This window comes from Rheinheimera tangshanensis (assembly GCF_014645135.1).
Classification (GTDB): domain Bacteria; phylum Pseudomonadota; class Gammaproteobacteria; order Enterobacterales; family Alteromonadaceae; genus Pararheinheimera; species Pararheinheimera tangshanensis.
In genome coordinates, this window is record NZ_BMLH01000014.1 from 1 (window position 1) to 23,680 (window position 23,680).

Here is a 23,680-nt window from a genome sequence, read left to right on the forward strand (position 1 = left end):
TTTTGCCTGGTGGCAATAGCGCTGTGGAACCACCTGACTCCATTCCGAACTCAGAAGTGAAACGCAGCCGCGACGATGGTAGTGTGGCAGATGCCATGCGAGAGTAGTTCACCGCCAGGCTCCCAAATACAGAACCCCGCTCACTGAGCGGGGTTTTTTATTTGCGTTGCCTTCGGGAATTAACCCGAGCAGGGCATTCCCCATGCGACAAATTGGCCGGGAGCAGTTTGGAACGGCGCAGCCGGCCCGAAGGGTGGAGGGCAGGATTGCCCGGAATAATGTAGTTCACCGCCAGGCTGACAAGAGGTTCTGCTGTCGCCCCACCGCCCGAATTCAGAACAAATCTTGCTTAATTCATCACCAACGGCGAATGCCTTCGGCTATTGCGCCCTACCTCAAATCCTCTAACCCACGATCTGTCACTTTTACTCTAAACACCTGCTGCGATGCTTGTTGTTTTATGGGATCAAACTGCAAAGGAAAATCATAAACTGCGGTTTGTTGCCGTAGTTTTTCTAATAAACACGAGCGTTCCACAGGTAAAGAACATAATTTTAGCGCTTGTCCTAATAAGGTACCTGCTGTGAATCCCTCTAGGCCGATATCAGATAAAGGAGCCGTTGCTTGCTGAATCATCAACCTCTGGTATTCACGTACTACTAACCAACTGGTATCTGTAGGTTTGGGTACTACCATGGTCGCCATCACCTTATCGCCTTTATCTAGCAGAGCACTTAGCTGCTGCAAACCGGCGAAAGACACAGTGGCGTAGGTAGGTCTGTAACCTTTACGACGTCCAAAGTTGATCGCCTCAGCCAGAGGTTTGTAGGTGCCAACCATAAACACTAATTCAGCGCCTGCGTTGATCAACTCTGACACTCCTGCTTCTATCGCTGTGCTATTACGTTGAAAACGTGCAGTGATAACAGGTGATATTCCTTTTAATTGAAGTGCTTTGAGGTAACCTTGCTCTACAGATGCACCAAATTCATCTGCTTGTAGCAACAAGCCCACTTTAGTTTTTGGATTTAGCAGCAAATAATCCACCTGACTTTGAGTTTCTTCTTCATAACCTGCACGTAAATGATAGATAAAGTTATATTCACTCTGACGCAACAAAGACGCGCCGGAAAAAGGAGCTATGTAGGGGATTTGGTAATGTTGTAATAAGGGTGATATGGCAAGAGAAGTTGGTGTACCAACATAAGCAAATAAAGCTAACACTTTGTTTTCCAGTATAAATTGTCTAGTGTTTTGCACTGTTCGTTCTGGCTCGTACTGATCGTCTTTGATCACTAGTTGTACTTGAATGCCATGTACTCCACCTTCTCTATTCAACTGATTGATCGCTAATTCAACGCCATTTTTATAGCTTTGACCTATACCACTTGCGTTTCCAGTCAAAGGCACCGACATGCCCAATTGGATTTTTGCTACTTCAGCAGATACAGCAGACGCGCCGACTAAAAACAATACTGCACTTAGTCTCTGCACACTTTTTAATGACATGAAGTTTTACTCTTACCACTTTTATCTGTAAGAGTTTAGTCGAGATTTCCAGATGGAACCTTGTTCTGGCTCATAAATGCAGAAGCTGACAAAGTTCTGGTAGATTTTGCTTTGCCTTTGGCATGAAAAGCTTTTGCCAAAGCCGTTGTACCAATAAGAGCGCTGTTTGATGCTCAACTTTGGCATAATTGAGATTAAACCAACACAACAGCTGAGTTTCTATCAGATCAAAAGGACGCAAGCCAGCCTGAAATAACTTCAGTTCGGTGATCTGTTGCGGTGTAAGTGTTATCGCCGGAGGTTCGGCCCATAGCAGTGCTAAGGCCGGATCTAAAAAGCGTTGTTTATCCGCAAGCTGCCAATACAGCTGTCTGGAAAACTGCTGTTGTAAATACTGAAATTGCTCGCCATGCAGCATCAACACAGAGGCTTCATTGCTGGCTTGTTCATGTTGATGGCTTAGTTTCACAGGATAAAAACCCGCTTTTTGCCAGAACTTTGCTAAAGCTAATGTAGCACCAAAACTTGTGCCGACCAGATACTGCTGGCTCTGCAAGTCCTGTAACACAAAGTTTAATAATTGACTGCCAAGCCCCTGCATTTGCAATGAAGGATTTACCACAATACGCTGAATTCTGGCCATTTTTTGTGTCGCCAGTTCAGGTTGTAAACAATGAAAAGCTAAGCTTTGAGCTAATAAATGCCCTTGTACTCTGCGTTTGCCATGCGCTACCGCAACAGTGAGTTCTGCATCCAGCTCACCTTCAAAACTGATTAAAGCACAGGCGAGCACCCGCTGATCTTGCTCCAGTGTATAGAGCTTCAGTGTCGGGTTATCTAATAAAGCCCAGAGGTCCATCACATCGGTTTGATAATGCGCCAGGCTGAGTAAACTAAAAATTTTTTGTAGCTTCTGAGGTTGTAGCAGTAAATCTTTGATTGGATAGCTAGAGACCTTTGGTTGCAGCGGCGCTGTAATTACAGAGTCCGTTTGTTCCAGTAAAAAACCTCTAAAAATTAGCTGCTCCAGTGGGTCGTTCGCCTGATAGCGTATTGGTTGATGCAAGTGCAGTTTTTGAAAACCAGGGCAATGCTGCTGTAAATAACTTTGAAAGCGTAACTGAAAACCACGGCCTGTACCTTCGTAGCCATGTTCAGTCGTAGCGAAAACTAAACGGCTATATAAGTCCGTTAGTTGCTGCAATTGAGGGGTTGGAATAGCAGCAGCTTCATCGGCCAGTATCACAGTGTTCTGCTGCTTTTCTGCCAGTAAAACATCAACAGGCACAAAACGAATAGCGCCGTTTAATAGCTGATTTTGACCCTGTTGATACGACTGATTTAACAGACCCGCAGCGATTAAAAATGCGGTTTGCACAGCAACAGGGGAAGGGCCTGTCAGCAGAATATCGGTTTTACCTTGTTGGGCTAATTGAGCCGCTGCTAAGCCCAAAGCACCGGATTTGCCGCGACCACGGTGAGCCGTCAGCACCAAAGGGCGACGTCTGTGACCTGTGACTACTTTATGGATAGCCGCCACTGCCTGGTGTTGTTCAGCTGTGCGATAAGGCAGTTCTGCTTGTGCCGTAGTAATAGCCTCTGGCAAGACAGGGATCACAGCAGGCAGCCCTTCGATAAGCTGTAGCCACTGAGCGTCCTGCAATTGTTCTAACCAAAACTGTTTAAATAAGCCTGTATAAACAGCAGCATCAAGCGGATAAGGTAATGCTCTTTTAGCGGCTGGATTTGGCTGTTGTCGCCATAAACCCGGTTCGTTGGTCACAAATAACCAAAGCCCACCCGCTTTTAAGCAACCACTGCTGGCTGCGACTAAATCCCAGTCGACAGCATCGCGCGCATCCACCACCAGTAGATCACATTCAGTGCCCAGCCATTGTTGCTTTTGTTTGGCTGATAATAACGTAAAACCAGCAGGGGCTTGCTGGCCTAACCAATAACCAACAGCTTCAGGCTCTAAAGCACTAAGTTGCTGCTGCGTAAAAGCTTTAGAACCTGCCAACCAGATTGGTAAACGCCAGCCCTGCTTCTGATAAGCGCTTTGTTGCTGACTGATGATCTGCAGCAGGTTCGTCATAAATTAAACCGGTTCTAGTCTGGCATAAGCGGTCACCAGCCATTTACTACCCAGTTCGTCAAAGTTCACCTGAATACGGGACTGTGGCCCTGTGCCTTCATAATTTAGCACTGTGCCTTCACCGAACTTATCGTGTAATACCCTTTGGCCCAGCTTAAAGCCAGTATTCTCAAAGGCGCTGTGGCTGGCGGCACTGCCAAAACGGTTCATTTGAGTTGGCTTGCTGACATTAGTGGTCAGGCGAATTTCTTCTAAACAGTCAGCCGGAATTTCGCGGATAAAACGGGATGGTCTGTTGTACTGCTCCTGACCATATAAACGGCGGCTTTCGGCATGAGTTAAATACAGCTTTTGCATAGCACGGGTCATACCGACATAACATAAGCGACGTTCTTCTTCCAAACGTTCGCTGTCATCACCACTTTGTTGGCTTGGGAACATGCCTTCTTCCAGACCACAGATAAACACCAGCGGGAATTCCAAACCTTTGGCGCTGTGTAACGTCATCAGCTGCACTGCGTCTGAATGTTCTTCCGCCTGATATTCACCGGCCTCTAAGGCTGCCTGAGATAAAAAGGCGGACAGTGGCGTCATCTCTTCGGTGTTGACATAAGTGGCGTTGGCGCAAGCGTTCACCAGTTCGTTTAAGTTTTCCACCCTGGTCTGAGCTTTTTCGCCTTTTTCGGCCAGATACATCGCCATCAGGCCAGATAGTTGAATCACATGATCGGCCTGCTCATCCAGACTTAAATCTTTGCTGTCGGCTTCGAGCTGGTCAATCAGCTGTATAAAGGTGCTGATGGCATTGGCTGCGCGCCCGGTAAGTTGCTTATTGGCCAGCATTTGTTGCAGGCTTTGCCATAAGGTGATTTGCAGAGAACGGGCATTTTCCCGCACTTTGTCCATCGTAGTATCGCCAATACCACGCACTGGGGTATTGATAATACGTTCCAGCGCCGCGTCATCTTGTCTGTTATTAATTAAACGCAAATAAGCCAAAGCATCTTTAATTTCCTGACGTTCGTAGAAACGTAAGCCGCCATAGATACGGTAGTTAATACCGTCTTGAATTAAAGCCTCTTCCAGCACCCGCGACTGGGCGTTATTGCGATACAGCACTGCGGCCTCAATCAGCTTGCCGCCTTCACGTTTCCACTCTCTGATACGGCCAACAATAAAACGTGCTTCATCTAACTCGTTAAAGGCGGTGTAGAGCGAAATAGCCTCGCCTTGTTCGCCGTCCGTCCACAGGTCTTTACCCAAACGGTCGCTGTTATGCGAAATCACGCAGTTGGCGGCTTTTAAAATAGTGCCGGTAGAACGGTAGTTTTGTTCGAGGCGGATAGTGACAGGGTTTGGATAATCCTTTAAAAACTGCTGAATATTTTCCACTTTAGCGCCACGCCAGCCGTAGATAGACTGGTCATCGTCACCTACTATCATCACTTTGCTTTCAGTGCCTGCCAGTAAACGTAGCCATTCATACTGGATAGAGTTGGTATCCTGGAACTCGTCGACCAGAATATGGCGGAAACGCTGCTGATAATGAGCACGAATTTGTGGCTGCTGTTTAATTAGCTCGAAGCTTCGCAGTAAAATTTCGGCAAAGTCGACCAAGCCCGAGCGGTCACACATTTCCTGGTAAGCGGCGTAAATTTTGATCATGGTTTGCAGGCTGAAATCGCCATGCGCGTCCATAGTGCCTGGGCGCTGACCTTCATCTTTACGGGCGTTGATAAACCATTGAATTTGTTTAGGTGGCCAGTGTTTTTCGTCTAAATTCAGCGCTTTTAATACCCGACGTACTAACCGGTATTGATCGTCTGAGTCGATGATCTGAAAACCCTGAGGTAATCCAGCTTCCAGATAATGCGCCCGCAACATGCGGTGCGACAAGCCGTGGAAGGTACCCATCCACAGATTATTTAAGCTAACGCCTATAGTCTGTTCGATACGGTTACGCATTTCCTGTGAGGCTTTATTGGTAAAAGTCACAGCCAATAAACTATAAGGCGCAACCCGTTCCACCTGCATTAGCCAGGCTAAGCGATGCACCAAAACTCGGGTTTTGCCCGAGCCGGCACCGGCTAATACCAGCATATGTTGAGGAGGAGCGGCTACCGCATCACGTTGTTTATCGTTTAAGCCATCCAGTAAAGAAGAGACATCCATTAGCAGTAAGTACCTGTCGCAAAATTTGCAGCATTATATACCCGTCGTCCTTGAAGTTGCAGCTTTGTTGACTGCGCCATCTCGCCCCAGTCACATAGGTTTACTATGCTCCTGGGGGCTCACTGGCTTGTCGCCTCCCTGCATCTTCAAGTAACTTGGGTATATACCCAACAGCCCTACAGCTTTGTTGCCCCAGCTTTGTGAACTTAAAGCAAAGCCTGCAACTGCTCTAACGAATCAATTTGCAGATGAGGTAATACTGCAGTTTGAAAATGATCTTCATGTTTCAGCCACACCGCCTGACAGCCGGCATTGAGCGCTCCCCGCACATCAGCTTTGCTATTATCACCTATATGCAGTAGTTGATGAGGCGCAATAGCCAGTTGCTGGCAGGCTTTATAAAACATATCAGGGTAAGGCTTCATTTTGCCGCTGGGGCCGGCATGATAAGCGTATTGAAAATACTGGCTGATACCTAGCAGTTTTAAATCGGCATTGCCGTTGGTAATAGCCACCAATGGGTAACGCTCTGCTAAGGCTTTGAGCAACTGATGACTGGACTCCGGCACTGTTAAATGACTGCGGGCGGTATAAAAAGCGCTAAAAGCCAGTTCGGCAATTTCACCTGCTTCACAGCGGCCCATACCTAGCTCCGTTAAGCCTTGTTCCACTGACAATAAGCGCCAGCGGCTGACATCGTGGCGAACTTCAGGGTCACGTTGTGCCAGCTCTTTGCGTTTTTGCCACCAGAATTCAGGGTCAATCAAGCCAAGCTTCGGAGCCAGTTGCAGCAGTTTTTGTTGCATCGCCAGTTCAGCCTGTTCAATCACAGGGCCGTTGTTATACAGCGTATCGTCCAAGTCAAAAGAAATGGCTTTAAAAGGCAAAAGGGCTTTGTAAATACGCATAAGTGGTTAAGTCCGCTGTCAGTGATACTGATTCGTCCATAGAATACGAGCTTTAGGCTCACTAAGATTTACTTCTTCTTCGCCCTTGGATGAGCATTATCATACACTTTGGCCAACTGCTGGAAATCTAAATGGGTGTAAACCTGGGTGGTATTGAGGTTAGCATGGCCCAGCAGTTCTTGTACGGCGCGCAGGTCTGAGCTGGATTCAAGCATATGAGTAGCGAAGGAGTGGCGTAGCATATGCGGGTGTAAATGCTGGGCTAAGCCCTGACGTTCTGACCAGAGTTTGACGCGTTGTTGCACTTGCCTGTTGCTGATGCGGTTTTTTTGTTTGCTTAAAAACAACGCCTCTGGCTCTGTGCCTACGTAAGCACTTCGTACTTTTAGCCAGTCTTTAATAGCGGCAACCGCCATACGGCCTATAGGCAGAACACGTTGTTTATTGCCTTTGCCACGCACCCGTATTAAGGCTTCGGACCAATCAATATCCTGCAGGTTGGCGCTGACCAGTTCGTCCAGCCGTAAACCTGAGGAGTAAAACAACTCCAAAATCGCTTTGTCGCGGCAGGCAAGGGCGTCTTCGCTGGTATCAAAATCCAGCAGATGATTCACTTGATCGACATCGAGGTTTTTTGGCAGAGGTTTGTCAAACTTGGGCACCTGTAAATACGATGCCGGGTTTTCCTTTAGTTTGCCTTGTTGCACCAGATAACGGTAAAAGCTGCGCAAAGACGCGACTCTTAGCGCTAAGCTGCGGGCTTTTAAGCTTTTGCGGCACGAAGAGATATGCAATTGCAGCTGGGTTTCGGTCAGCTCGACCCAATGGTTGGCCTGTTCAGCCACCTGACTGGCCACAGCAGAAAGTTGCAATTGATAGCTGCTGAGCGTTTTGTCGCTATAACCCCGTTCATGCTTTAAATAAGCCAGGAAAGCCGACAAGTCGGCTTGCCAATGATCAAGTTCAGCAGGCAGTGTCATTTAAATAGCAGTTGGTAAAACGGCTACTACCAGCTTCGCCAGATGGTCCAAAAATAAGGTATCCATGCCTGGCTGGAAATGCTCGTCTGAATCACTGCCAAAGGCCAGCAGGAACTGTTGATCTTCCGATAGCTTTAACAGCTGCAAGGATACAGAATGAATATGAGATTCAAACAATGCCGACATTTCGTCGCGGTTCATCCGGCCAAAATAATAACTTTTGCCACTTAAACGGCGCTGCAATATGAGTTGCAACTGCGCAACCTGATCGGTGTTCTGCTGCAAATCAACCAACACACAACTTTGGACATGAGGCAATTTAGCGGTAAAAGCCTGCAATGCCTGCAGTAATGCGGGCAAATCAGAGGCCTTTAATAACTCGAGATGCAGGTCATTGAGAGCATAAAAAATCTGTTCATTCTGGCGGGCTATGCCCATCAGACGAGTGATATCATCTTCTAAAGAGCGGATTTTTTCGCGCTGTAATTCCAGCTGACGTTCCACTAAAGACACCACACCCCTTTGCTGGTGTGGTAAACGCAAGCGGCTTACCAGCTCTGGATGTTCAAGAAAAAATTCAGGATGATCATACAGATAATCAACAATCAGGCTGGCTTCAGCCAGTTCAGGATTTACCAGTGCTGTATCAAGAGGAAGATCGCTCATAAGAATAATTGTCCATCAAAAACATGTTCGGCTGGCCCTGTCATTTTGACGGGTTGGCCAGGCCCTTGCCAGCGGATCTGTAAAGAGCCGCCTGGTAAATCTACCCTTACCTGGGTTTGTAATTTTTTCTGCATCTGACCAATGACTGCAGCAGCGCAAGCGCCTGTACCACAAGCCAAAGTTTCACCTGCGCCACGTTCCCATACTCTTAATTTGACATGAGAAGGTGACAGCACCTGCATAAAGCCTATATTGGCGCGCTCAGGGAAACGTTCGTGATTTTCAAACACCGGCCCCCATTGATGCACCGGAGCCGTCTGAATATCATCCACCAGTATCACCGCATGCGGGTTGCCCATAGACACCACACCGCATAAAGTCGTTGCGTCTTCACTGTGCAAAATATAGTTCAGCTCTTGCTTCTGTGCTTTAAAAGGCACTTTGGCCGGATCAAACTGTGGCACGCCCATATTGACCGTCACCTGACCATCCTGCTCTATATACAAAGTGATTTTGCCGGATTTAGTACTGACCGAAATTTTATATTTATTGGTCAGGCCTTTATGCCGGACAAACTTAGCAAAACAGCGCGCACCATTGCCGCATTGTTCTACTTCTGAACCGTCGGCGTTAAAGATGCGGTAATGAAAATCCAGATCCGGATCGTAAGGTGGCTCCACCATCAGCAACTGGTCAAATCCGACACCAAAGTTGCGGTCGGCCAGTTTTTTAATTTGTTCTTTGGTTAAGAACACATTCTGGCTGACGGCGTCTATCACCATAAAGTCATTGCCCAAACCGTGCATTTTTGAGAAATGCACTAAGCTTTGGTTGTTGCGATCTTTAAATTTATTGTCTGGGATCATTCAGGGTACCAACTGTTCACCGCGCCACAGATCCTGCCATTGTTCACGCTGGCGGACTAAATAGCTGCGGTCGCCATCCACCAGCACTTCTGCGGCTCTGGGTCTGCTGTTGTAGTTGGAACTCATGGTAAAACCATAAGCGCCTGCTGAGCGCACCACCAGTAAATCACCTGGCTCCAGTGCTAAAGCACGGTCTTTACCGAGGAAATCACCGGTTTCACAGACCGGACCTACCACATCGTAAGTCACAGTAGGAACATCAGGTTTTTGCTGCACAGCAATAATAGATTGCCATGCACTGTAAAGTGCCGGGCGAATTAAGTCGTTCATCGCAGCGTCAACAATAGCAAAATGCTTTTCCTGACCTGGTTTTAAATATTCCACTTTGGTCAGCAGTACACCTGCATTGGCCATAATGGCGCGGCCCGGTTCAAAAATCAGCGACAGCTGTGGATAAGCCGCCAGTTTCTCTACCACTTTAGCTGCATATTCCGCAGGATGTGGCGGAGTTTCGCCATCGTAAGGCACACCTAAACCACCACCTATATCGATATGAGTGAGGTGAATACCCACTGCAGCTAATTTGTCGATCAGCGCCAGTAACTTATCTAAAGCATCTAAAAACGGCTGGGTTTCGGTCAGCTGTGAGCCGATATGACAATCCACACCACAAACTTTTAAATGCGAAGCGGCATCCGCTCGCTGGTACATGGATACAGCGTCGTTAATGTCGATACCAAACTTATTGGCTTTTAAGCCGGTAGAAATATAAGGATGGGTTTTGGCGTCTATATCCGGGTTCACCCGAATAGAGATAGGCGCAATGATATTCAGGCGGCTTGCCACTTGCTGAATACGTTCCAGCTCAGGAATTGATTCGACGTTAAAGCACTTAATGCCAGTTTGCAGCGCAAACTCAATTTCAGTGACCGACTTACCTACACCAGAGAACACCACTTTTTTGGCATCACCACCGGCTTGCAATACGCGGCGTAATTCACCTTCAGACACTATATCAAAACCACTGCCAAGACGGGCCAAAAGGTTTAATAGAGCTATATTGCTGTTGGCTTTGACGGCGTAACAGACTAATAAGTCACGGCTGGGTGCAGCTTCAGCAAAAGCTTTGTAATGGCGCTCAATGGTCGCGCGGGAATAGACATAAGTTGGCGTGCCAAATTCTGCGGCAATATCGGCTAACGCAACGCCTTCGGCAAATAAATTCTGATTCTGATAATTAAAGTAATCCACTACTGTTCCTTTGAAACTACTGGCTGATCGGCTGGCGCTGGTTGTTCTGCCGGCGCTTTATTCGGTTGTGGGGTTTGAGGCAATGTCAAAGGACCTTTTTGGCCACAGGCCAGTAACCATTGGCTGAGCAACAGGATGCACACCAGTCTTTGTCGCTTTGTATTCATGGTTTTTATTTCATTAATTATTTTGCGCTCTATAATCGCATCCTTAACAGCAAAAGCAAACAGGTGAAACCGATGAATGACGTAGAATATGACGAACTGACCGATCAGGTGCTGCTTGCGGTGGAAGATGCGATCGAAGCTTTGGACCTGGATTTAGATTATGAGTCAAACGGTGGCTTGTTGAGTATCAGTTTTCCTGAAGGAAGCAAGGTGATCATTAATAAACAGCCGCCGCTGCATCAGCTGTGGGTCGCGACTAAATTTAATGGCCACCATTTTGAATTCAAAGACGGTGTCTGGATTGATAACAGAACTGGCACTGAGTTCTGGGCATTAATTTCCGATGCCTTTAGCAAACAGTCTGGTCAAAACGTAGTGTTAGCCGATAACTCGTGAGTGATGCGGTCAGTAAACAAAATCAATAGAGAAATACAATGGCGTTACTTCCTTTTGTCGATGTAAAACCCCAAGGTCAGGCCGATGCTGCTGTGGTCTGGTTACATGGTTTGGGTGACTCGGGTGATGGTTTTGCTCCTATAGTGTCGGAATTACGTTTGCCAAAAAATTCTGGCATCCGGTTTTTGTTCCCTCATGCACCTGTGCGTCCTATTACTATCAATGGTGGGATGCAGATGCGCGGTTGGTACGATATTAAAACCTGGGATTTAAACGACAGAGCGGACGAAACCGGCGTGCGCGAATCGGCTACTGCAGTGACTGCCTTACTGGACAAACTGATTGAGCAGGGTATACCGGCCAACCGTATTCTGTTGGCGGGTTTTAGTCAGGGTGGCGTGATTGCCTTACACTTACTGCCTCGTTTGCCTTACAAACTAGCCGGTGTGATGGCGCTTTCTACTTATATGGCTGTGCCAGGCAAGCTCAAAGAAGAAATGACTGGCGCTAACAAAAGCACAGCTGTGCTGGTGAATCATGGTACTCACGATGAAGTGGTGCCTTACAGCGCAGGTCAGGCTGCTTTTAACGCGCTGAAATTTGCCGGTTTTAATGTCAATTGGGCCGAGTACCGTATGGGCCATAGTGTGTGCCCACAACAAATTGCCGATATCAGTCGTTTTATTCAGCAGCAATTACCAGCACTTTAAAAATGGAATAGTGGAAGTGACAACAGCACAGGAAAAACTGGTGGTTCGGGTAAGTCTGGGCGCTGCAGCAGCGTCTGGCGATTTGCCGGAACCAACAACAGAGCAACACTGGCATTGGCGGCGTATTGCCGGTGCCGTATTGACACTTTGTGCTGCTGCTCTGCTGCTGTATGGCTGGCTAAATGTTGAGTCACCTGATGCCGTGATTAGCCCAGTGGCTGAAACAGCTCCTGCTGTAATGACCACTGAATCTATTGAGGCTGGCACACCAGAGCTGGTGCTGGAGGCTGTGCAGCAAAATCCTGAACCAGAGCCTCTACCCGTTAAAACGGCAAGCACTGAAACTATTGCAGCAGAAGTCAAACCAGCAGAAATTCCAGTGCTATCTGGTGCCGCTGTGACACCACAGCCCGCCATTTCTGAAGTAGCTTTAGTTACAGAAGCGATGGCAGAATCAGGTACGCCATTATTTAGCGCAGAGACTGGTGTATTAAGACTGGCTTTGTTGACTAACGAAACGCCTTCTGCCAAAGCCCGCAGTTTAGGTGAAAAGGTCGACGCAGCCTCAGTTCCACAGCTGGCGCTGTATTCTGAGGTCAAAGGTTTAAATGGTCAGAGCATAGAACATCTGTGGTATTACGAAGGTAAACTGATGACCCGGATTAAGCTGCCGGTCAAAATGGATTACTGGCGTACCTACAGCAGAAAAGAATTCGACGCCAGCCAGAAAGGTGAATGGCGGGTTGAAATCCTTGATCCACAGCAAAATCTGTTGTTCAGCCATCACTTTCATTACCAATAGCATCCCCTTTGTACTTGAAGCTGCAGCTTTGTTGCCTGCATGCTTGCGCCCCAGTCACATAGGTAAACTATGCTCCTGGGGTCTCAATCACTTGTCGTCGCGCTGCAACTCCAATTACTTTGGGTATATACTAGGCGGCATTTTCGGGCAGACCAGCTTTTATTGTCATGGCGCTGCTGTTATTTTCCGCTGTTTTAAGGAGTACCTATGAACCTGGTTCGTATCGCCACCCGTAAAAGTGCTTTAGCTTTATGGCAAGCCAATTTTGTTAAAGCTGAACTGGAAGTGGCCCACCCTGGTTTGCAGGTTGAATTGGTGCCTATGTCGACTCAGGGCGATAAAATTCTGGATACTCCTTTAGCCAAAATTGGTGGCAAAGGTTTGTTTGTCAAAGAGCTGGAAACTGCCATGCTGGAAGGCCATGCTGATATAGCAGTCCATAGCATGAAAGATGTGCCAGTCGATTTTCCTGAAGGCCTGATGTTGCATACCATTTGTCGACGTGAAGATCCCCGCGATGCTTTTGTCTCCAACAGCTATCAACAACTTGCTGATTTACCCCAGGGGGCTGTAGTCGGAACTTCCAGTTTACGTCGTCAGTGCCAAATCAAAGCCATGCGACCAGACCTACAGATCAAAGACTTACGTGGCAACGTCAACACCCGTCTGGCAAAACTGGACGCTGGTGAGTTTGATGCCATTATTCTGGCTTCAGCTGGTTTAATACGTTTAGGTTTTGAAGCTCGTATTGCCAGCTTTCTGGAGGTTGGCATCAGTTTACCGGCCAATGGTCAGGGCGCTGTAGGTATTGAATGCCGTAGTGATGATTTGGTGATTCAGCAGCTGTTAGCTCCGCTGGAACATAAAGAAACCCGTATTTGTGTGTTGGCCGAACGGGCAATGAACCGTAAGCTGCAGGGCGGTTGTCAGGTGCCAATTGGTGCTTTTGCAATACTGCAGCAGAATGAACTTTGGCTGCGTGGTTTGGTCGGACAGTTGGATGGTTCTGAAATTTTACGCTCAGAAATCAAAGGGCAAGCTTCACAAGCTGAGCAGTTGGGGACTCAACTGGCTGAACAATTATTGGCTTTAGGCGCAGACCGCATCTTAGATGTGGTCTATCGTCAGGCCTGATAGGCGTGACTACACCACTGCTTGATCCACTAAGCCCGGTGCTGATTACCAGACCGGCGGGCAAGGCGGATCAGTTGCTGGCCAGTTTAGATGAGCTGGCCATTCCGTATTTGTATCAACCTTTGATCACCACCCAATTAGTGCCGTTAAAAGCCAAAGCCGGCACTATGCTGGAACAGGCCGATCAGGTGATTTTTGTCAGTGTTAGCGCGGTCAGCTGTTTGCAGCAACAATACGATTGCAAAAAAATCACTGCGCCTTTAGTGGCCGTTGGAACTACGACTGCGACAGTGCTGGAAAAATGCAGTGGCCGCGAAGTGTTGGTGCCAGCGGATCAGCGTAGTGAGGGGTTATTGGCTTTACCGCAGCTACAGGATGTAGCTGACAAACACATTGTGATAGTAAGGGGAAACGCAGGCCGTGAGCTGATTAAAAAAGGCTTACAACAGCGCGGTGCTCATATTCATTATGTGCAAAGTTATCGCAGAGTACCTTTGCCCTTAGATGGACAAAGCTTGTCAGACCAGTGGCATCAGCAACATATTCAATGTATTGTGGTTACCAGTAACGAAATTTTACAGCTTATTTTTGAATTATTGCCAAAAGAGCAACATAGCTGGTTACAGCAACAGCTATGGATTATGGTTAGCCCGCGGATGAAAGAAGCCGCTACAGAACTTGGGATCGACGGATCCCGTATTTATTTGTCAGCCAGTGCCAATGATCAGGCGTTACTGGAGGCGATTTGCCAGTTAAGAGGAACTTGTCATGACTGATACGCCGGTGGCTGTTACTGCCTCTGAATCACCACTCTCTCAAGGTTCGGCTAACGCTGATCCGGTTAAAAAAGACCCGATTAAAAATGGTCCTGTACCATCAGCGAAAACAGGCCGTGCTGTCGCCTGGTTTTCTGTGCTACTGAATTTGATTTTGGTCGTGGCTCTTGCCGCAGTGACTTGGTGGTTATGGCCGCAGTGGACTGCTGTGCAACAGCAACAACAGGTCTTGCAACAACTGCAACAGCAGCAAGCTGAGCAAGGTCAACAGCAATATCAGCAACTGACGACTCAAGTGCAACAGCAACTGGCATTAGTTGTTGATCAGCAAAAACAACAAGGCGCTTTGAGTGAGCAGCAACAACAAGCTCTGCTGCAATTGCAACTGGAAAGTAAAAAACAGCTGAGTAATGGCCGTACCTGGCAGTTATGGCAAATTCAGCAGCTATTACAACTGGCCGGACAAAAAATCTGGTTAGAGCAGGACATGCCAGCGGCTTTACGTTTATTGCAAGGCGCTGAACAGCAGTTGGCCTTGTTACAGGACAGCAGCATGCAGCCGCTGCGTCAGGCCATTCAGGCAGATTTAGCTGAGCTGCAAAAAAATACCTTACCCGATGTTGCCAAAATCCAACTGGGTTTAACCAGCCTGCGTAAAGCTGTATTTGATTTACCGCTACGTCAAAGTGAGCGTGAACTGGATGATGCAGAGCCTGTAGCTGTTACCAGTTCTGATTGGCAAACTACTCTACTTCAGCACTGGAATTCATTCTGGAGTTCTTTAGTGCATGTGCGTCCTACTCAGCCGGAAGATTTGTCTGTTTTATCTGCAGGCGAGCAACTGAGTTTGCGTAACACCTTGCAACAACAGCTGTTGTTGGCTGAACTGGCCGCAATGAAGTATCAGAGTGAGTTGTATCAGGTTGCATTACAGCAGGCGATGGATACCTTGCAACGTTATTTTGCTGCTGTTGATCCGAAGGTCAGCGCAGCATCAGAGCAATTAGTCCAACTGGCTGCCTTGCCTGTGGCGTTTCCTGCGCCTGCTGCTTTGCAATCCAGCGCTGTGCTTGATCAGGTCATGCGTCAAAGCATGGTGGAGAGTAGCCAATGATCCGTCTGCTACTGGTAGTTTTGTTGCTGGCATCCGCCATGTGGCTAGGACCATGGCTGACGCAGAATCCGGGTTATCTGATGCTGGTGCTGGGTCCATGGACCATTGAAATGACGCTGGTGGGTTTTGCCATCATTTTGTTGTTAAGTCTGACTTTGTTATGGCTGACGTTACGAATTTTAAGGCCGTTTTGGGGTTTTCGTAACTGGACCCTCAATCCATTTCGTGGTCGTCAGCAGCGCAAAGCCCGTTTGGCTTTTGAACAAGCGGCTTTGGCTTTGGCGGCGGGTCGTTTTCAGGATGCTGAGCAGTATTTTGACCGCTCTGAGGCTATGCCAGAATTTACTATGCTACGCAAAAGTATGGCCTGTTACGCTGCTTTGCAGGCCGGACATGCGACTAAAGCTATGCAATTGGCCGAACTGCTGGATGCAACAAAAGCGCAGAGTTGTTATGTCAAAGCTGATTTATTACTGCGCCAGAATCAGGCCAAAGCTGCGCTGGAGTTACTGCAGCCTCACATGTTGATACCGGCAGATGCGCCTTTATTAGCGCCTTTGTATTTTCAGGCCCTGTTAGCTGCAGGTCATAATATTGAAGTTTTTCATACTGTGCTTAAAGCCATAGAGCAAAAGTGGTTTACCAAAGCGCAGTGGCAAGTGCAGCGTTATCAGATCTATCCTCAGGCCATCCGTAATCTGGCAGCCCAAGGGGTGTTTGATGAAAACAGTGATTATTGGCTGGCGTTGCCGTCGAAAGAACGTAAGTCGATGGCTGCTGTATTAGGTCGGGTCTGGGCGAAAGTCAAAGCAGGTCAGGCTGAGCAAGCTGAAAAACTGCTGGTTGATCATTTATCCTACAGTGACTTACCTTTGGTATGGCCTGTGCTGCGGCACATTCCATTAAAACGCCATGTGGTGTTGCTGCGTAAACAGCTACAGCACTGGTTGCGTGATCACCAGGAAGACGCAGTGCTTTATGCGACTTTGGCTTATTGTGCAGAGCAAGATGGCGAACCTATGCAGGCCGAAATGGCCTGGCAAAAAGCTTTGCAGTATCAGCCGGGTCTGAAAACGTCCTGATATGCATCCTGAGTTATTAACGGGTCTGGCTCCAGTTCTTGGTGTCAGGCCTCGTTTTCTGTTGCTTGGCAGTATGCCTGGCTCTGCCTCTTTGCTTGAACAGCGTTATTACGCCCATCCCCGCAATTTATTCTGGCCTTTGATGCAGCAGCTGTTTGCTATTCCGCTGGAGCTTGGGTATCCGCAGCGTTGTCAGTTGTTAACCGAACAAGGCATAGCGCTGTGGGATGTCATCGCACACTGCGAGCGGTTGGGCAGTCTGGACAGTGCTATTAAAAAACATACTGTAATTTGCAATGCGATACCGCAATTGCTTGCAGCAGAACCACAGATTTCAAAGATTTGCTTTAACGGCGCCAAAGCAGCAGAAGAGTTTAAACGTCATCTGCTACCACAGGTGAAACACCGCAATGACATTCAGTATATTCAACTGCCTTCTACCAGCCCTGCTCATGCCAGCCAAAGCAAAGAACAGAAGCTGGCATTATGGGCCAAAGCCTTACTGGAATAAGATTTCCAGTTCTGCTGTAGCTTCGAATCCAGCTGCTTTTGCCTGGCTAAAAACAGCTTTTGCTTCGTCAGTTTTATTTGCTGTCAGCAACTCAATAGCTTGCCAGCCTAAAGCCACAGGATCGTTTTTCCTCTGCAGATAATGAGCCCAGCCTTGATCAAATTGTGCCCGCGCGCGCTGTGCTTCAAGTAAGCCATTACGGGCCGCCTGATCCAACCAGTATTCGTCAGTCCATTCTTTAGGTCGCTGATGGAGCTGTTTGAGATACATTTTATCTTTGGCATAAAGAGGTGCTTTTGTTGTGTTGTAGTTCAGATCCCAAGGAGCAATTTTGTAGTCACCAGCCTTATCGATAAAACTCAGGGTATCGCCTTGTGCAAAAGGCACTTCGCCGGAAAGTGTGGTCAGTTGTTTAAGCTTTTTATCTGAGTCCACTCTGAGTATAGCGCTGCCGGTAAAGGCTGACATCTTCACAGCTTTGGCTTTTTCTGATTTAAAATCAGAAAGCTGCGGTAATTCTTCCGTGCTTACACTCAGATCTCTGAGACTCGGCGTAGCGTCTTGATCCAAATAGTTCAGTAAAATAGCATTGCTGTATTGAGAAGATGCCATACCAGCTTTGGCTGCGGGCCAGGAGTCCTTAGTCAGTGCATGCAGTAGTTTTTTCCGCCACTGCTCCTGACCACCTACAGCTAAACTAAAATCCAGAGTGATCCTTCGTATCGATTTGCTGGATGACGGCTGATAACGCCATTGTCGCAGCGCATTCTCTGACACCTCATCAAACACTCCAGCAGGAAAACTATGCTGGGTTTTAGCGTAAATAACCTGACCTTGCTCATCCACAAGAAAGAGCACAGCAGCAAACCCCTGAGTTCCTTTGCGCGCAGCTCTGACTGGATAGTTAGGTTCAACCCTTTCTATCACTTCGGGCAGAGTGCCTTGGTTATACAGGGAGGATGGAGATTTGCGTTGGGCCAACATGGTGGCATAAGAGGGAACCCACTGATTTTTTTGCAACAACAGTTGCTGCTGCGCCAACTGCTTTTGCTCTGCCGTCAGATGCGTATCCAGAGTTTGCAGACCAGTAGCTGCATCAGGATGGCCCAGTTTTGCTGCAGCTAAAAAGTAAAGATAGGCCAGAGACAAATCCTGTTGCATGCCCTGGCCTTTCATCGCCATTACCGCCAAATTAAAGGCCGCCATGTCGTTGCCCAAAGGTAAGAGACGCTCAAATTCAGCTTTTGCTTGCTGATAATTTTCCTGATGGTAATACCGCTTAGCCTGGTAAAGGTCGGCACTGACAAAAAATGAGCTTAACAACGCTGAACTGAGCAATAGTTGCTTTAACATCCGATGTTCCTGGCTATCCGTAAAAATCCGCAATAAAAGTTATCTTAAAATATTTTTTGTGTAAACTGTTTGTTATGCCATTTTGCTGCCATTCGCTACTTTTTGCTCAGGCACGGCCAATACCACAGCGCCATCTGGGCGGTAAAACCCTGTGATCAGACATTCAGAGCGAAAAGGCCCTATTTGTTTGACTGGAAAATTCACCACGCCAATCACCTGTGTGCCGAGCAATTGTTCTTTGGTATACAGCGCTGTGATTTGAGCACTGGATTGTTTCACTCCAATGTCAGAGCCAAAATCGATTTTCAGTTGATACGCAGGCTTTCGTGCTTGCGGAAATTCAGCTGCCTCGATAATGGTGCCAACCCGCAATTCAACCAGACCAAATTGTTCCCAGCTAATCAATTCCATATCCGTGACTCTACTTTTTTAACAATGACTTAGATTTACACAGCCTTACTTTTATTGTCATGAATTTTGCGATCAAACAGCGGTTTTATGATGTCATTTGTGTACAGCAGAAGGAGAGTCAGTCATTTGCGATGATCCTGCCAGAGCGAATACACTGGCAGGCTTGCTTATGATCTCAGATATCGATTTGGTGGGCCAGACGCGGCTCAAGGCGGCTTTTTAAATCGCCTTCAATCACCACAGCACGGCCGGTTTTTTTATCCAGACAGACAAAAGTGATATTGGCATCGGCCACTAAGGTATCTGTGCCATCCAGCCAGATTTTCTGATGAATAACAGAGCTTTTGGTATTAATGGCGCTGAATTCTGTATCAATACGCAGTTGCTGGCCCATGGTGGCCTGAGCTCTGTAATTGATATTGATATTCACGATCACCCAGGCCAGGCCCAGCTGTTCGAAATGTTCTATATCACCATGTTGTTCCAGATAACCCCAGCGGGCTTCTTCCAGAAACTCTAAATAGCGGGCGTTATTGACGTGCTGGTAACCATCTAAGTGGTATCCCCGGACTTTGATATAAGTGTGATGTAACATAAAACTCTCTGGTTGGACCTGTTTATGGTTATGATGCCATAGTTTCTGCACAGGGTTAACCCGCTTATTGCTGGTTCTTGTTGAGATTTTTTTGGTCTGTTGCGCTGGAACCAGTAGAATAAGCACACTTCAGTTATTTGGTGCTTTTATGCGTCTGTTACAGCAGCTCTCTGCTAAATCCTATTCCACTTTTGCTTTGGATACACAGCTTGCAGAATTAATTGAGCTGGGATCTTTAGCTGAATTAAAAGCTTATCAGCCTCAAACCATTCCCTTATTGTTAGGTGAAGGTAGCAACAGCATTTTCCTGAGCGATCAAAACCAAACTGTCTTGCGTTATTTAGCCAAAAGTCGAACTCTGTTGTCAGAAGATGAGCAGCAGGTGCAACTGCATATAGAAGCAGGGGATAATTGGCATCAATTGGTGAGCTGGACAGTAGCTCAGGGCTGGTGGGGATTAGAAAACCTATCTCTGATACCAGGCAGTGTAGGTGCAGCTCCGGTACAGAATATTGGTGCTTATGGTGCTGAGCTGGCGGATTGCTGCGATTATGTCGATTTTTTCCACTGGCAAAACCGTGACGTGCAGCGTTTACGGAAAAGTGATTGCGGTTTTGGCTACCGGGACAGTATTTTTAAGACAGCGCTTGCGGGTCAGGGCGTGATTGTGGCTGTGGGTTTGACACTAAAAAAACAAGGTCAGCCGAAATTAGGCTACAAAGGGCTGGAGCATTTAAATCAACATAGCTGTGTGGCAGAGGTTGCACAGGCTGTGATTGCTGTGCGTCAGTCTAAACTGCCAGACCCTGCTGTGTTACCTAACTGTGGCAGCTTTTTTAAAAATCCTGTGGTGAGTCGCCCGGTATTTGAAGCTATTCAACACAGGTATCCTGCGATGCCGTTTTATCCACAAGCTGATGGCTTGATTAAACTGGCCGCAGGTTGGCTGATAGAGCAGGTTGGGCTAAAAGGTCAGCGTATTGGCGATGTGGGTTGTTATGAAAAACAAGCGCTGGTGCTGGTGAACTTTGGTAAAGGTACAGCTGCAGAGTTGCAACAAATGATCGCGCTGATACAGCAAAAAGTTGCAACAGAGTTTGCGGTTCAGTTGGAACCTGAGGTGCGCTTAATTGGCCAATGAACCACGTAAAACTTTACCTCACAGCCTGATTGTGCAGCGGCAACTGGTGCATTATTTGGCTGATGGCGCTTTATGTTCCGGCCAGTGGTTGGGCGAGCAGTTAGGGATAAGCCGCACCGCTGTGGCCAAACATTTAGAACAATTGCAGCACTACGGGCTGGATTTATACAAAATTAAAGGCAAAGGCTATCGTTTGGCGCAACCTGTGCAGTTGCTGGATGCTGCGCTGATTAAACAACAGCAACAGCAGCCTGCACCTGTCTGGGTACAATCTGTGACGGACTCCACCAATAGCCAACTGATGCAAAAACTTAAAGAAGGCGTTTTGCTTGAAAAAGGTGCTGTACTGGTAGCTGAAGCTCAGACTGCAGGCCGTGGACGGCGAGGCAAGCAGTGGTTTTCGCCTTTTGGTTGCAACTTGTATTTTTCGATGTATTGGCAACTGGAGCAGGGGATTCAGGCTGCGATGGGCTTAAGCTTAGTCGTGGGGCTTACAGTAGCCAAAGTGCTGCAGCAGCAATGGCAATTGCCTGTGCGGCTCAAGTGGCCTAATGATTTGTATATAGAGCATAAAAAACTCGGAGGCATTTTAGTCGAGCTGGCCGGGCAAACTCATGCCCAATGTGATGTGGTGATAGGTTTGGGCTTAAATATTCGTATGCCGGAACAAACCGATAAAGCTGTAGACCAGCCCTGGGCGGATCTAACTTCGGCTTTAGGTCAGCCGATAGATCGCAATCTGCTGGTGGCTTTACTGCAACAGCAGTTAGTGCTGGAATTACAGCAATTTAGCCAGCAGGGCTTTGCAGGCTATGTACAGGAATTTAATCAGCTCGATCAATTTGGCGGTGAGCAGGTGACTTTATCCAGTGGCAGTCAGACCATCACAGGTTTTTGTGCTGGAGTGGATGCTCAGGGTGGGCTGGTGCTGGATATCAATGGCCAGAAGCAAAGCTTTTATGGTGGCGAACTTAGCTTAAGAAAGGCGCTGTGATGGAATTATTACTAGATATAGGCAATAGCCGTAGTAAAGCCCGTTTATACCATGCAGGCACATTGACAGAAATTCAGCTGGAAAATATCAATACGGAACAATGGTCACAGATAAAAGCAGTCTATTGTGCCAGTGTGGCGGCGCAGACCAGAGTGCAACAGGTTCGCGACCAGATCCCCGCTGCTATCCCTTTTGTCCAGATACAAAGTGAAGCTCAGGCGTTTAATGTGACTAACAGTTACCTGCAGCCACAATTATTAGGGGTCGATCGGTGGCTGGCGTTAGTGGCTGCTGCGGGCTTGTATCCGAATACCGATCTGCTGATAGTTGACGCTGGTACAGCTTTAACTGTCGATTGGTTAAGTGCTGAAGGTATGCATGGTGGCGGCTGGATTTTGGCCGGGCAAAAACTACAGCAAGAGGCTGTCTTGAGTAAAACTGCTAAAGTGTTTTCAGCAGAACTTGAGACAGAGCAGTTGTCACCTGCAACTGACACTGCGACAGCTTTGTATCAGGGGGCTATTGCCGCTTTAGTGGGGGCTATTCGCCAAGCCTATGCAATTAAACCTACACAGCGAATTATTTTAACCGGTGGCGACGCCTTGCTTTTACAAAAATACCTGGCGGATCTGCCCATTCAGCTCGAATCCCAACTGATCTTTCAGGGATTAGCCCGTTATATTCAGCCGAATTGACCATTTTGTGTACTTATTGAGCATTCAGGCCAGAATTTATAAGTTTTTTTTTAATTCCTGTTGCGTGGGGTGGGGCATTCCACTAGAATTCGCACCCACTGACGTAGTGCCGCTTTAGCTCAGTTGGTAGAGCAACTGACTTGTAATCAGTAGGTCATCCGTTCGACTCGGATAAGCGGCACCATTAGTATAGTGGATTTCAGTACAATAGCTACGAGTAGGCCGCGGGCATCGTATAATGGCTATTACCTCAGCCTTCCAAGCTGATGATGCGGGTTCGATTCCCGCTGCCCGCTCCAAACAGATCAAGTTGCTGATATAGCTCAGGCGGTAGAGCGCATCCTTGGTAAGGATGAGGTCCCCAGTTCGATTCTGGGTATCAGCACCATCTTAAAAGCCTTTCTCGCTGTACAATCTAAAAAACTTATTTCATACAACCACCGTTTGCTAAAAAGGGTCTATTTATGGCTAAGGCTAAATTCGAACGTAATAAACCGCACGTTAACGTGGGCACCATCGGTCACGTAGACCACGGTAAAACTACTTTAACTGCTGCTATCACTAACGTACTGGCTAAGCACTACGGTGGTCAGGCGTTCGCTTTCGATCAAATCGACAAAGCGCCAGAAGAGAAAGCTCGTGGTATCACGATCAATACATCTCACGTTGAATACGACACACCAACTCGTCACTACGCTCACGTAGACTGCCCAGGCCACGCTGACTATGTGAAGAACATGATCACTGGTGCTGCACAGATGGACGGCGCAATCCTGGTTGTTGCTGCAACTGACGGCCCAATGCCACAGACTCGTGAGCACATCCTGTTATCTCGTCAGGTAGGTGTACCTTTCATCGTTGTATTCATGAACAAATGTGACATGGTTGACGACGAAGAGCTGTTAGAGCTGGTGGAGATGGAAGTTCGTGAACTTCTGTCAGACTACGATTTCCCAGGTGATGACCTGCCGGTAATCCGTGGTTCAGCGTTAAAAGGTCTGGAAGGCGATGCAACGTGGGAACCAAAAATCCTGGAATTAGCAGCAGCTTTAGATTCTTACATCCCAGAGCCAGTACGTGCGATTGATAAGCCATTCATCATGCCAATCGAAGACGTATTCTCAATTGCTGGTCGTGGTACTGTAGTAACAGGCCGTGTAGAGCAAGGTATCATCAAAGTTGGTGAAGCAGTAGAAATCGTTGGTCTGAAAGACACAGTGACGACCACTTGTACTGGTGTTGAAATGTTCCGTAAACTGTTAGACGAAGGTCGTGCAGGCGAGAACATCGGTGCTCTGTTACGTGGTACTAAACGTGAAGACGTAGAACGTGGTCAAGTATTAGCGAAGCCA

General features: G+C 47.5%; 24 protein-coding genes, 3 tRNA genes and 1 rRNA gene. 16 read left to right on the forward strand and 12 right to left on the reverse strand.

The features are described from left to right. The first annotated feature begins 5 nt into the window (after window positions 1–5). Window positions 6–120 (forward strand): 5S ribosomal RNA (gene rrf, locus IEW88_RS18090). Window positions 121–390: 270 nt separating this feature from the next. On the opposite strand, the gene IEW88_RS18095 is transcribed toward rrf, so the two are convergent. From IEW88_RS18095 to lptM, 9 genes are all read right to left on the reverse strand, one after another. Beyond that, entirely contained in the window at window positions 391–1,509 is a 1,119-nt protein-coding gene (locus tag IEW88_RS18095) for an ABC transporter substrate-binding protein (RefSeq protein WP_147905514.1), read from the reverse strand. Window positions 1,510–1,579: 70 nt separating this feature from the next. After that, a complete protein-coding gene (locus IEW88_RS18100) occupies window positions 1,580–3,604 on the reverse strand; it encodes a GNAT family N-acetyltransferase (RefSeq protein WP_147905515.1) in 2,025 nt (674 codons plus the stop codon). 3 nt (window positions 3,605–3,607) lie between these two features. Then, entirely contained in the window at window positions 3,608–5,776 is a 2,169-nt protein-coding gene (gene uvrD / locus IEW88_RS18105) for a DNA helicase II (RefSeq protein ID WP_147905516.1), read from the reverse strand. Between the two features lie 206 nt (window positions 5,777–5,982). Next, entirely contained in the window at window positions 5,983–6,684 is a 702-nt protein-coding gene (locus IEW88_RS18110; RefSeq protein ID WP_147905517.1) for an HAD-IA family hydrolase, read from the reverse strand. A gap of 68 nt (window positions 6,685–6,752) precedes the next feature. Beyond that, window positions 6,753–7,664 carry a tyrosine recombinase XerC gene (gene xerC, locus IEW88_RS18115; protein ID WP_147905518.1) on the reverse strand — a complete coding sequence of 304 codons (912 nt, stop codon included), beginning with the start codon at window positions 7,662–7,664 and terminating at the stop codon, window positions 6,753–6,755. Continuing rightward, entirely contained in the window at window positions 7,665–8,330 is a 666-nt protein-coding gene (locus tag IEW88_RS18120) for a DUF484 family protein (RefSeq protein ID WP_147905519.1), read from the reverse strand. Beyond that, on the reverse strand, window positions 8,327–9,196 hold the full coding sequence (gene dapF / locus IEW88_RS18125) for a diaminopimelate epimerase (protein ID WP_127019455.1): 870 nt from the start codon (window positions 9,194–9,196) through the stop codon (window positions 8,327–8,329). The genes IEW88_RS18120 and dapF overlap by 4 nt, the downstream gene beginning before the upstream one ends. Continuing rightward, window positions 9,197–10,447, reverse strand: coding sequence for a diaminopimelate decarboxylase (gene lysA / locus IEW88_RS18130; protein ID WP_147905520.1), 1,251 nt, complete (start codon window positions 10,445–10,447; stop codon window positions 9,197–9,199). It lies immediately after the preceding gene. Then, window positions 10,447–10,614, reverse strand: coding sequence for an LPS translocon maturation chaperone LptM (gene lptM / locus IEW88_RS18920; protein ID WP_145987571.1), 168 nt, complete (start codon window positions 10,612–10,614; stop codon window positions 10,447–10,449). The genes lysA and lptM overlap by 1 nt, the downstream gene beginning before the upstream one ends. Window positions 10,615–10,686: 72 nt before the next feature. On the opposite strand from lptM, the gene cyaY reads away from it, so the two are divergent. From cyaY to IEW88_RS18170, 8 genes are all read left to right on the forward strand, one after another. Beyond that, window positions 10,687–11,010, forward strand: coding sequence for an iron donor protein CyaY (gene cyaY, locus IEW88_RS18135; protein WP_147905521.1), 324 nt, complete (start codon window positions 10,687–10,689; stop codon window positions 11,008–11,010). 38 nt (window positions 11,011–11,048) lie between these two features. Next, window positions 11,049–11,720 carry an alpha/beta hydrolase gene (locus tag IEW88_RS18140; RefSeq protein ID WP_147905522.1) on the forward strand — a complete coding sequence of 224 codons (672 nt, stop codon included), beginning with the start codon at window positions 11,049–11,051 and terminating at the stop codon, window positions 11,718–11,720. A gap of 16 nt (window positions 11,721–11,736) precedes the next feature. Next, the gene (locus tag IEW88_RS18145; protein ID WP_185148666.1) at window positions 11,737–12,522 is read left to right on the forward strand and encodes a DUF2914 domain-containing protein; all 786 of its coding nucleotides are present in this window, start codon (window positions 11,737–11,739) and stop codon (window positions 12,520–12,522) included. A 207-nt stretch (window positions 12,523–12,729) separates the two neighbouring features. Further along, window positions 12,730–13,656 carry a hydroxymethylbilane synthase gene (hemC, locus tag IEW88_RS18150; RefSeq protein ID WP_147905524.1) on the forward strand — a complete coding sequence of 309 codons (927 nt, stop codon included), beginning with the start codon at window positions 12,730–12,732 and terminating at the stop codon, window positions 13,654–13,656. Window positions 13,657–13,661: 5 nt separating this feature from the next. Next, complete coding sequence (locus IEW88_RS18155; protein WP_147905525.1) at window positions 13,662–14,432, forward strand: uroporphyrinogen-III synthase; 771 nt, start codon at window positions 13,662–13,664, stop codon at window positions 14,430–14,432. Then, window positions 14,425–15,546, forward strand: coding sequence for a uroporphyrinogen-III C-methyltransferase (locus tag IEW88_RS18160; protein ID WP_147905526.1), 1,122 nt, complete (start codon window positions 14,425–14,427; stop codon window positions 15,544–15,546). The genes IEW88_RS18155 and IEW88_RS18160 overlap by 8 nt, the downstream gene beginning before the upstream one ends. Further along, complete coding sequence (locus IEW88_RS18165; protein WP_147905527.1) at window positions 15,543–16,628, forward strand: heme biosynthesis HemY N-terminal domain-containing protein; 1,086 nt, start codon at window positions 15,543–15,545, stop codon at window positions 16,626–16,628. Before IEW88_RS18160 ends, IEW88_RS18165 begins: the two co-directional genes overlap by 4 nt. A gap of 1 nt (window position 16,629) precedes the next feature. After that, complete coding sequence (locus IEW88_RS18170) at window positions 16,630–17,139, forward strand: DNA-deoxyinosine glycosylase (protein WP_147905528.1); 510 nt, start codon at window positions 16,630–16,632, stop codon at window positions 17,137–17,139. On the opposite strand, the gene IEW88_RS18175 is transcribed toward IEW88_RS18170, so the two are convergent. The 3 genes from IEW88_RS18175 to IEW88_RS18185 form a co-directional block, all read right to left on the reverse strand. Further along, a complete protein-coding gene (locus IEW88_RS18175) occupies window positions 17,128–18,492 on the reverse strand; it encodes a TonB family protein (protein ID WP_147905529.1) in 1,365 nt (454 codons plus the stop codon). The genes IEW88_RS18170 and IEW88_RS18175 overlap by 12 nt on opposite strands. Window positions 18,493–18,564: 72 nt before the next feature. Beyond that, window positions 18,565–18,903: a tRNA-binding protein gene (locus IEW88_RS18180; protein WP_147905530.1), complete on the reverse strand. Its 339-nt coding sequence runs from the start codon at window positions 18,901–18,903 to the stop codon at window positions 18,565–18,567. A 175-nt stretch (window positions 18,904–19,078) separates the two neighbouring features. Continuing rightward, on the reverse strand, window positions 19,079–19,498 hold the full coding sequence (locus IEW88_RS18185; RefSeq protein WP_053426109.1) for an acyl-CoA thioesterase: 420 nt from the start codon (window positions 19,496–19,498) through the stop codon (window positions 19,079–19,081). A 148-nt stretch (window positions 19,499–19,646) separates the two neighbouring features. On the opposite strand from IEW88_RS18185, the gene murB reads away from it, so the two are divergent. The 7 genes from murB to tuf all read left to right on the forward strand — a co-directional run. After that, complete coding sequence (murB, locus tag IEW88_RS18190; protein WP_147905531.1) at window positions 19,647–20,639, forward strand: UDP-N-acetylmuramate dehydrogenase; 993 nt, start codon at window positions 19,647–19,649, stop codon at window positions 20,637–20,639. After that, window positions 20,629–21,633, forward strand: coding sequence for a bifunctional biotin--[acetyl-CoA-carboxylase] ligase/biotin operon repressor BirA (gene birA, locus IEW88_RS18195; protein WP_147905532.1), 1,005 nt, complete (start codon window positions 20,629–20,631; stop codon window positions 21,631–21,633). Before murB ends, birA begins: the two co-directional genes overlap by 11 nt. Beyond that, entirely contained in the window at window positions 21,633–22,328 is a 696-nt protein-coding gene (locus tag IEW88_RS18200; RefSeq protein ID WP_147905533.1) for a type III pantothenate kinase, read from the forward strand. The genes birA and IEW88_RS18200 overlap by 1 nt, the downstream gene beginning before the upstream one ends. Before the next feature lie 108 nt (window positions 22,329–22,436). Then, window positions 22,437–22,512: transfer RNA gene (locus tag IEW88_RS18205), tRNA-Thr, on the forward strand. Window positions 22,513–22,552: 40 nt separating this feature from the next. Then, a tRNA-Gly gene (locus IEW88_RS18210) sits at window positions 22,553–22,627 on the forward strand. 13 nt (window positions 22,628–22,640) lie between these two features. After that, a tRNA-Thr gene (locus tag IEW88_RS18215) sits at window positions 22,641–22,716 on the forward strand. Window positions 22,717–22,792: 76 nt separating this feature from the next. After that, window positions 22,793–23,680, forward strand: an 888-nt coding sequence (tuf, locus tag IEW88_RS18220) for an elongation factor Tu (RefSeq protein ID WP_188713519.1), incomplete at its 3' end; no start/stop codon positions are given.

What these genes read in the sequence shown, in the direction of transcription:
- IEW88_RS18095 (WP_147905514.1), bottom strand. Translation starts at nt 1,509, where the DNA reads ATGTCATTAAAAAGTGTGCAGAGACTAAGTGCAGTATTGTTTTTAGTC.
- IEW88_RS18100 (WP_147905515.1), bottom strand. Translation starts at nt 3,604, where the DNA reads ATGACGAACCTGCTGCAGATCATCAGTCAGCAACAAAGCGCTTATCAG.
- uvrD (WP_147905516.1), bottom strand. Translation starts at nt 5,776, where the DNA reads ATGGATGTCTCTTCTTTACTGGATGGCTTAAACGATAAACAACGTGAT.
- IEW88_RS18110 (WP_147905517.1), bottom strand. Translation starts at nt 6,684, where the DNA reads ATGCGTATTTACAAAGCCCTTTTGCCTTTTAAAGCCATTTCTTTTGAC.
- xerC (WP_147905518.1), bottom strand. Translation starts at nt 7,664, where the DNA reads ATGACACTGCCTGCTGAACTTGATCATTGGCAAGCCGACTTGTCGGCT.
- IEW88_RS18120 (WP_147905519.1), bottom strand. Translation starts at nt 8,330, where the DNA reads ATGAGCGATCTTCCTCTTGATACAGCACTGGTAAATCCTGAACTGGCT.
- dapF (WP_127019455.1), bottom strand. Translation starts at nt 9,196, where the DNA reads ATGATCCCAGACAATAAATTTAAAGATCGCAACAACCAAAGCTTAGTG.
- lptM (WP_145987571.1), bottom strand. Translation starts at nt 10,614, where the DNA reads ATGAATACAAAGCGACAAAGACTGGTGTGCATCCTGTTGCTCAGCCAA.
- cyaY (WP_147905521.1), top strand. Translation starts at nt 10,687, where the DNA reads ATGAATGACGTAGAATATGACGAACTGACCGATCAGGTGCTGCTTGCG.
- IEW88_RS18140 (WP_147905522.1), top strand. Translation starts at nt 11,049, where the DNA reads ATGGCGTTACTTCCTTTTGTCGATGTAAAACCCCAAGGTCAGGCCGAT.
- hemC (WP_147905524.1), top strand. Translation starts at nt 12,730, where the DNA reads ATGAACCTGGTTCGTATCGCCACCCGTAAAAGTGCTTTAGCTTTATGG.
- IEW88_RS18160 (WP_147905526.1), top strand. Translation starts at nt 14,425, where the DNA reads ATGACTGATACGCCGGTGGCTGTTACTGCCTCTGAATCACCACTCTCT.
- IEW88_RS18165 (WP_147905527.1), top strand. Translation starts at nt 15,543, where the DNA reads ATGATCCGTCTGCTACTGGTAGTTTTGTTGCTGGCATCCGCCATGTGG.
- IEW88_RS18170 (WP_147905528.1), top strand. Translation starts at nt 16,630, where the DNA reads ATGCATCCTGAGTTATTAACGGGTCTGGCTCCAGTTCTTGGTGTCAGG.
- IEW88_RS18175 (WP_147905529.1), bottom strand. Translation starts at nt 18,492, where the DNA reads ATGTTAAAGCAACTATTGCTCAGTTCAGCGTTGTTAAGCTCATTTTTT.
- IEW88_RS18180 (WP_147905530.1), bottom strand. Translation starts at nt 18,903, where the DNA reads ATGGAATTGATTAGCTGGGAACAATTTGGTCTGGTTGAATTGCGGGTT.
- IEW88_RS18185 (WP_053426109.1), bottom strand. Translation starts at nt 19,498, where the DNA reads ATGTTACATCACACTTATATCAAAGTCCGGGGATACCACTTAGATGGT.
- murB (WP_147905531.1), top strand. Translation starts at nt 19,647, where the DNA reads ATGCGTCTGTTACAGCAGCTCTCTGCTAAATCCTATTCCACTTTTGCT.
- IEW88_RS18200 (WP_147905533.1), top strand. Translation starts at nt 21,633, where the DNA reads ATGGAATTATTACTAGATATAGGCAATAGCCGTAGTAAAGCCCGTTTA.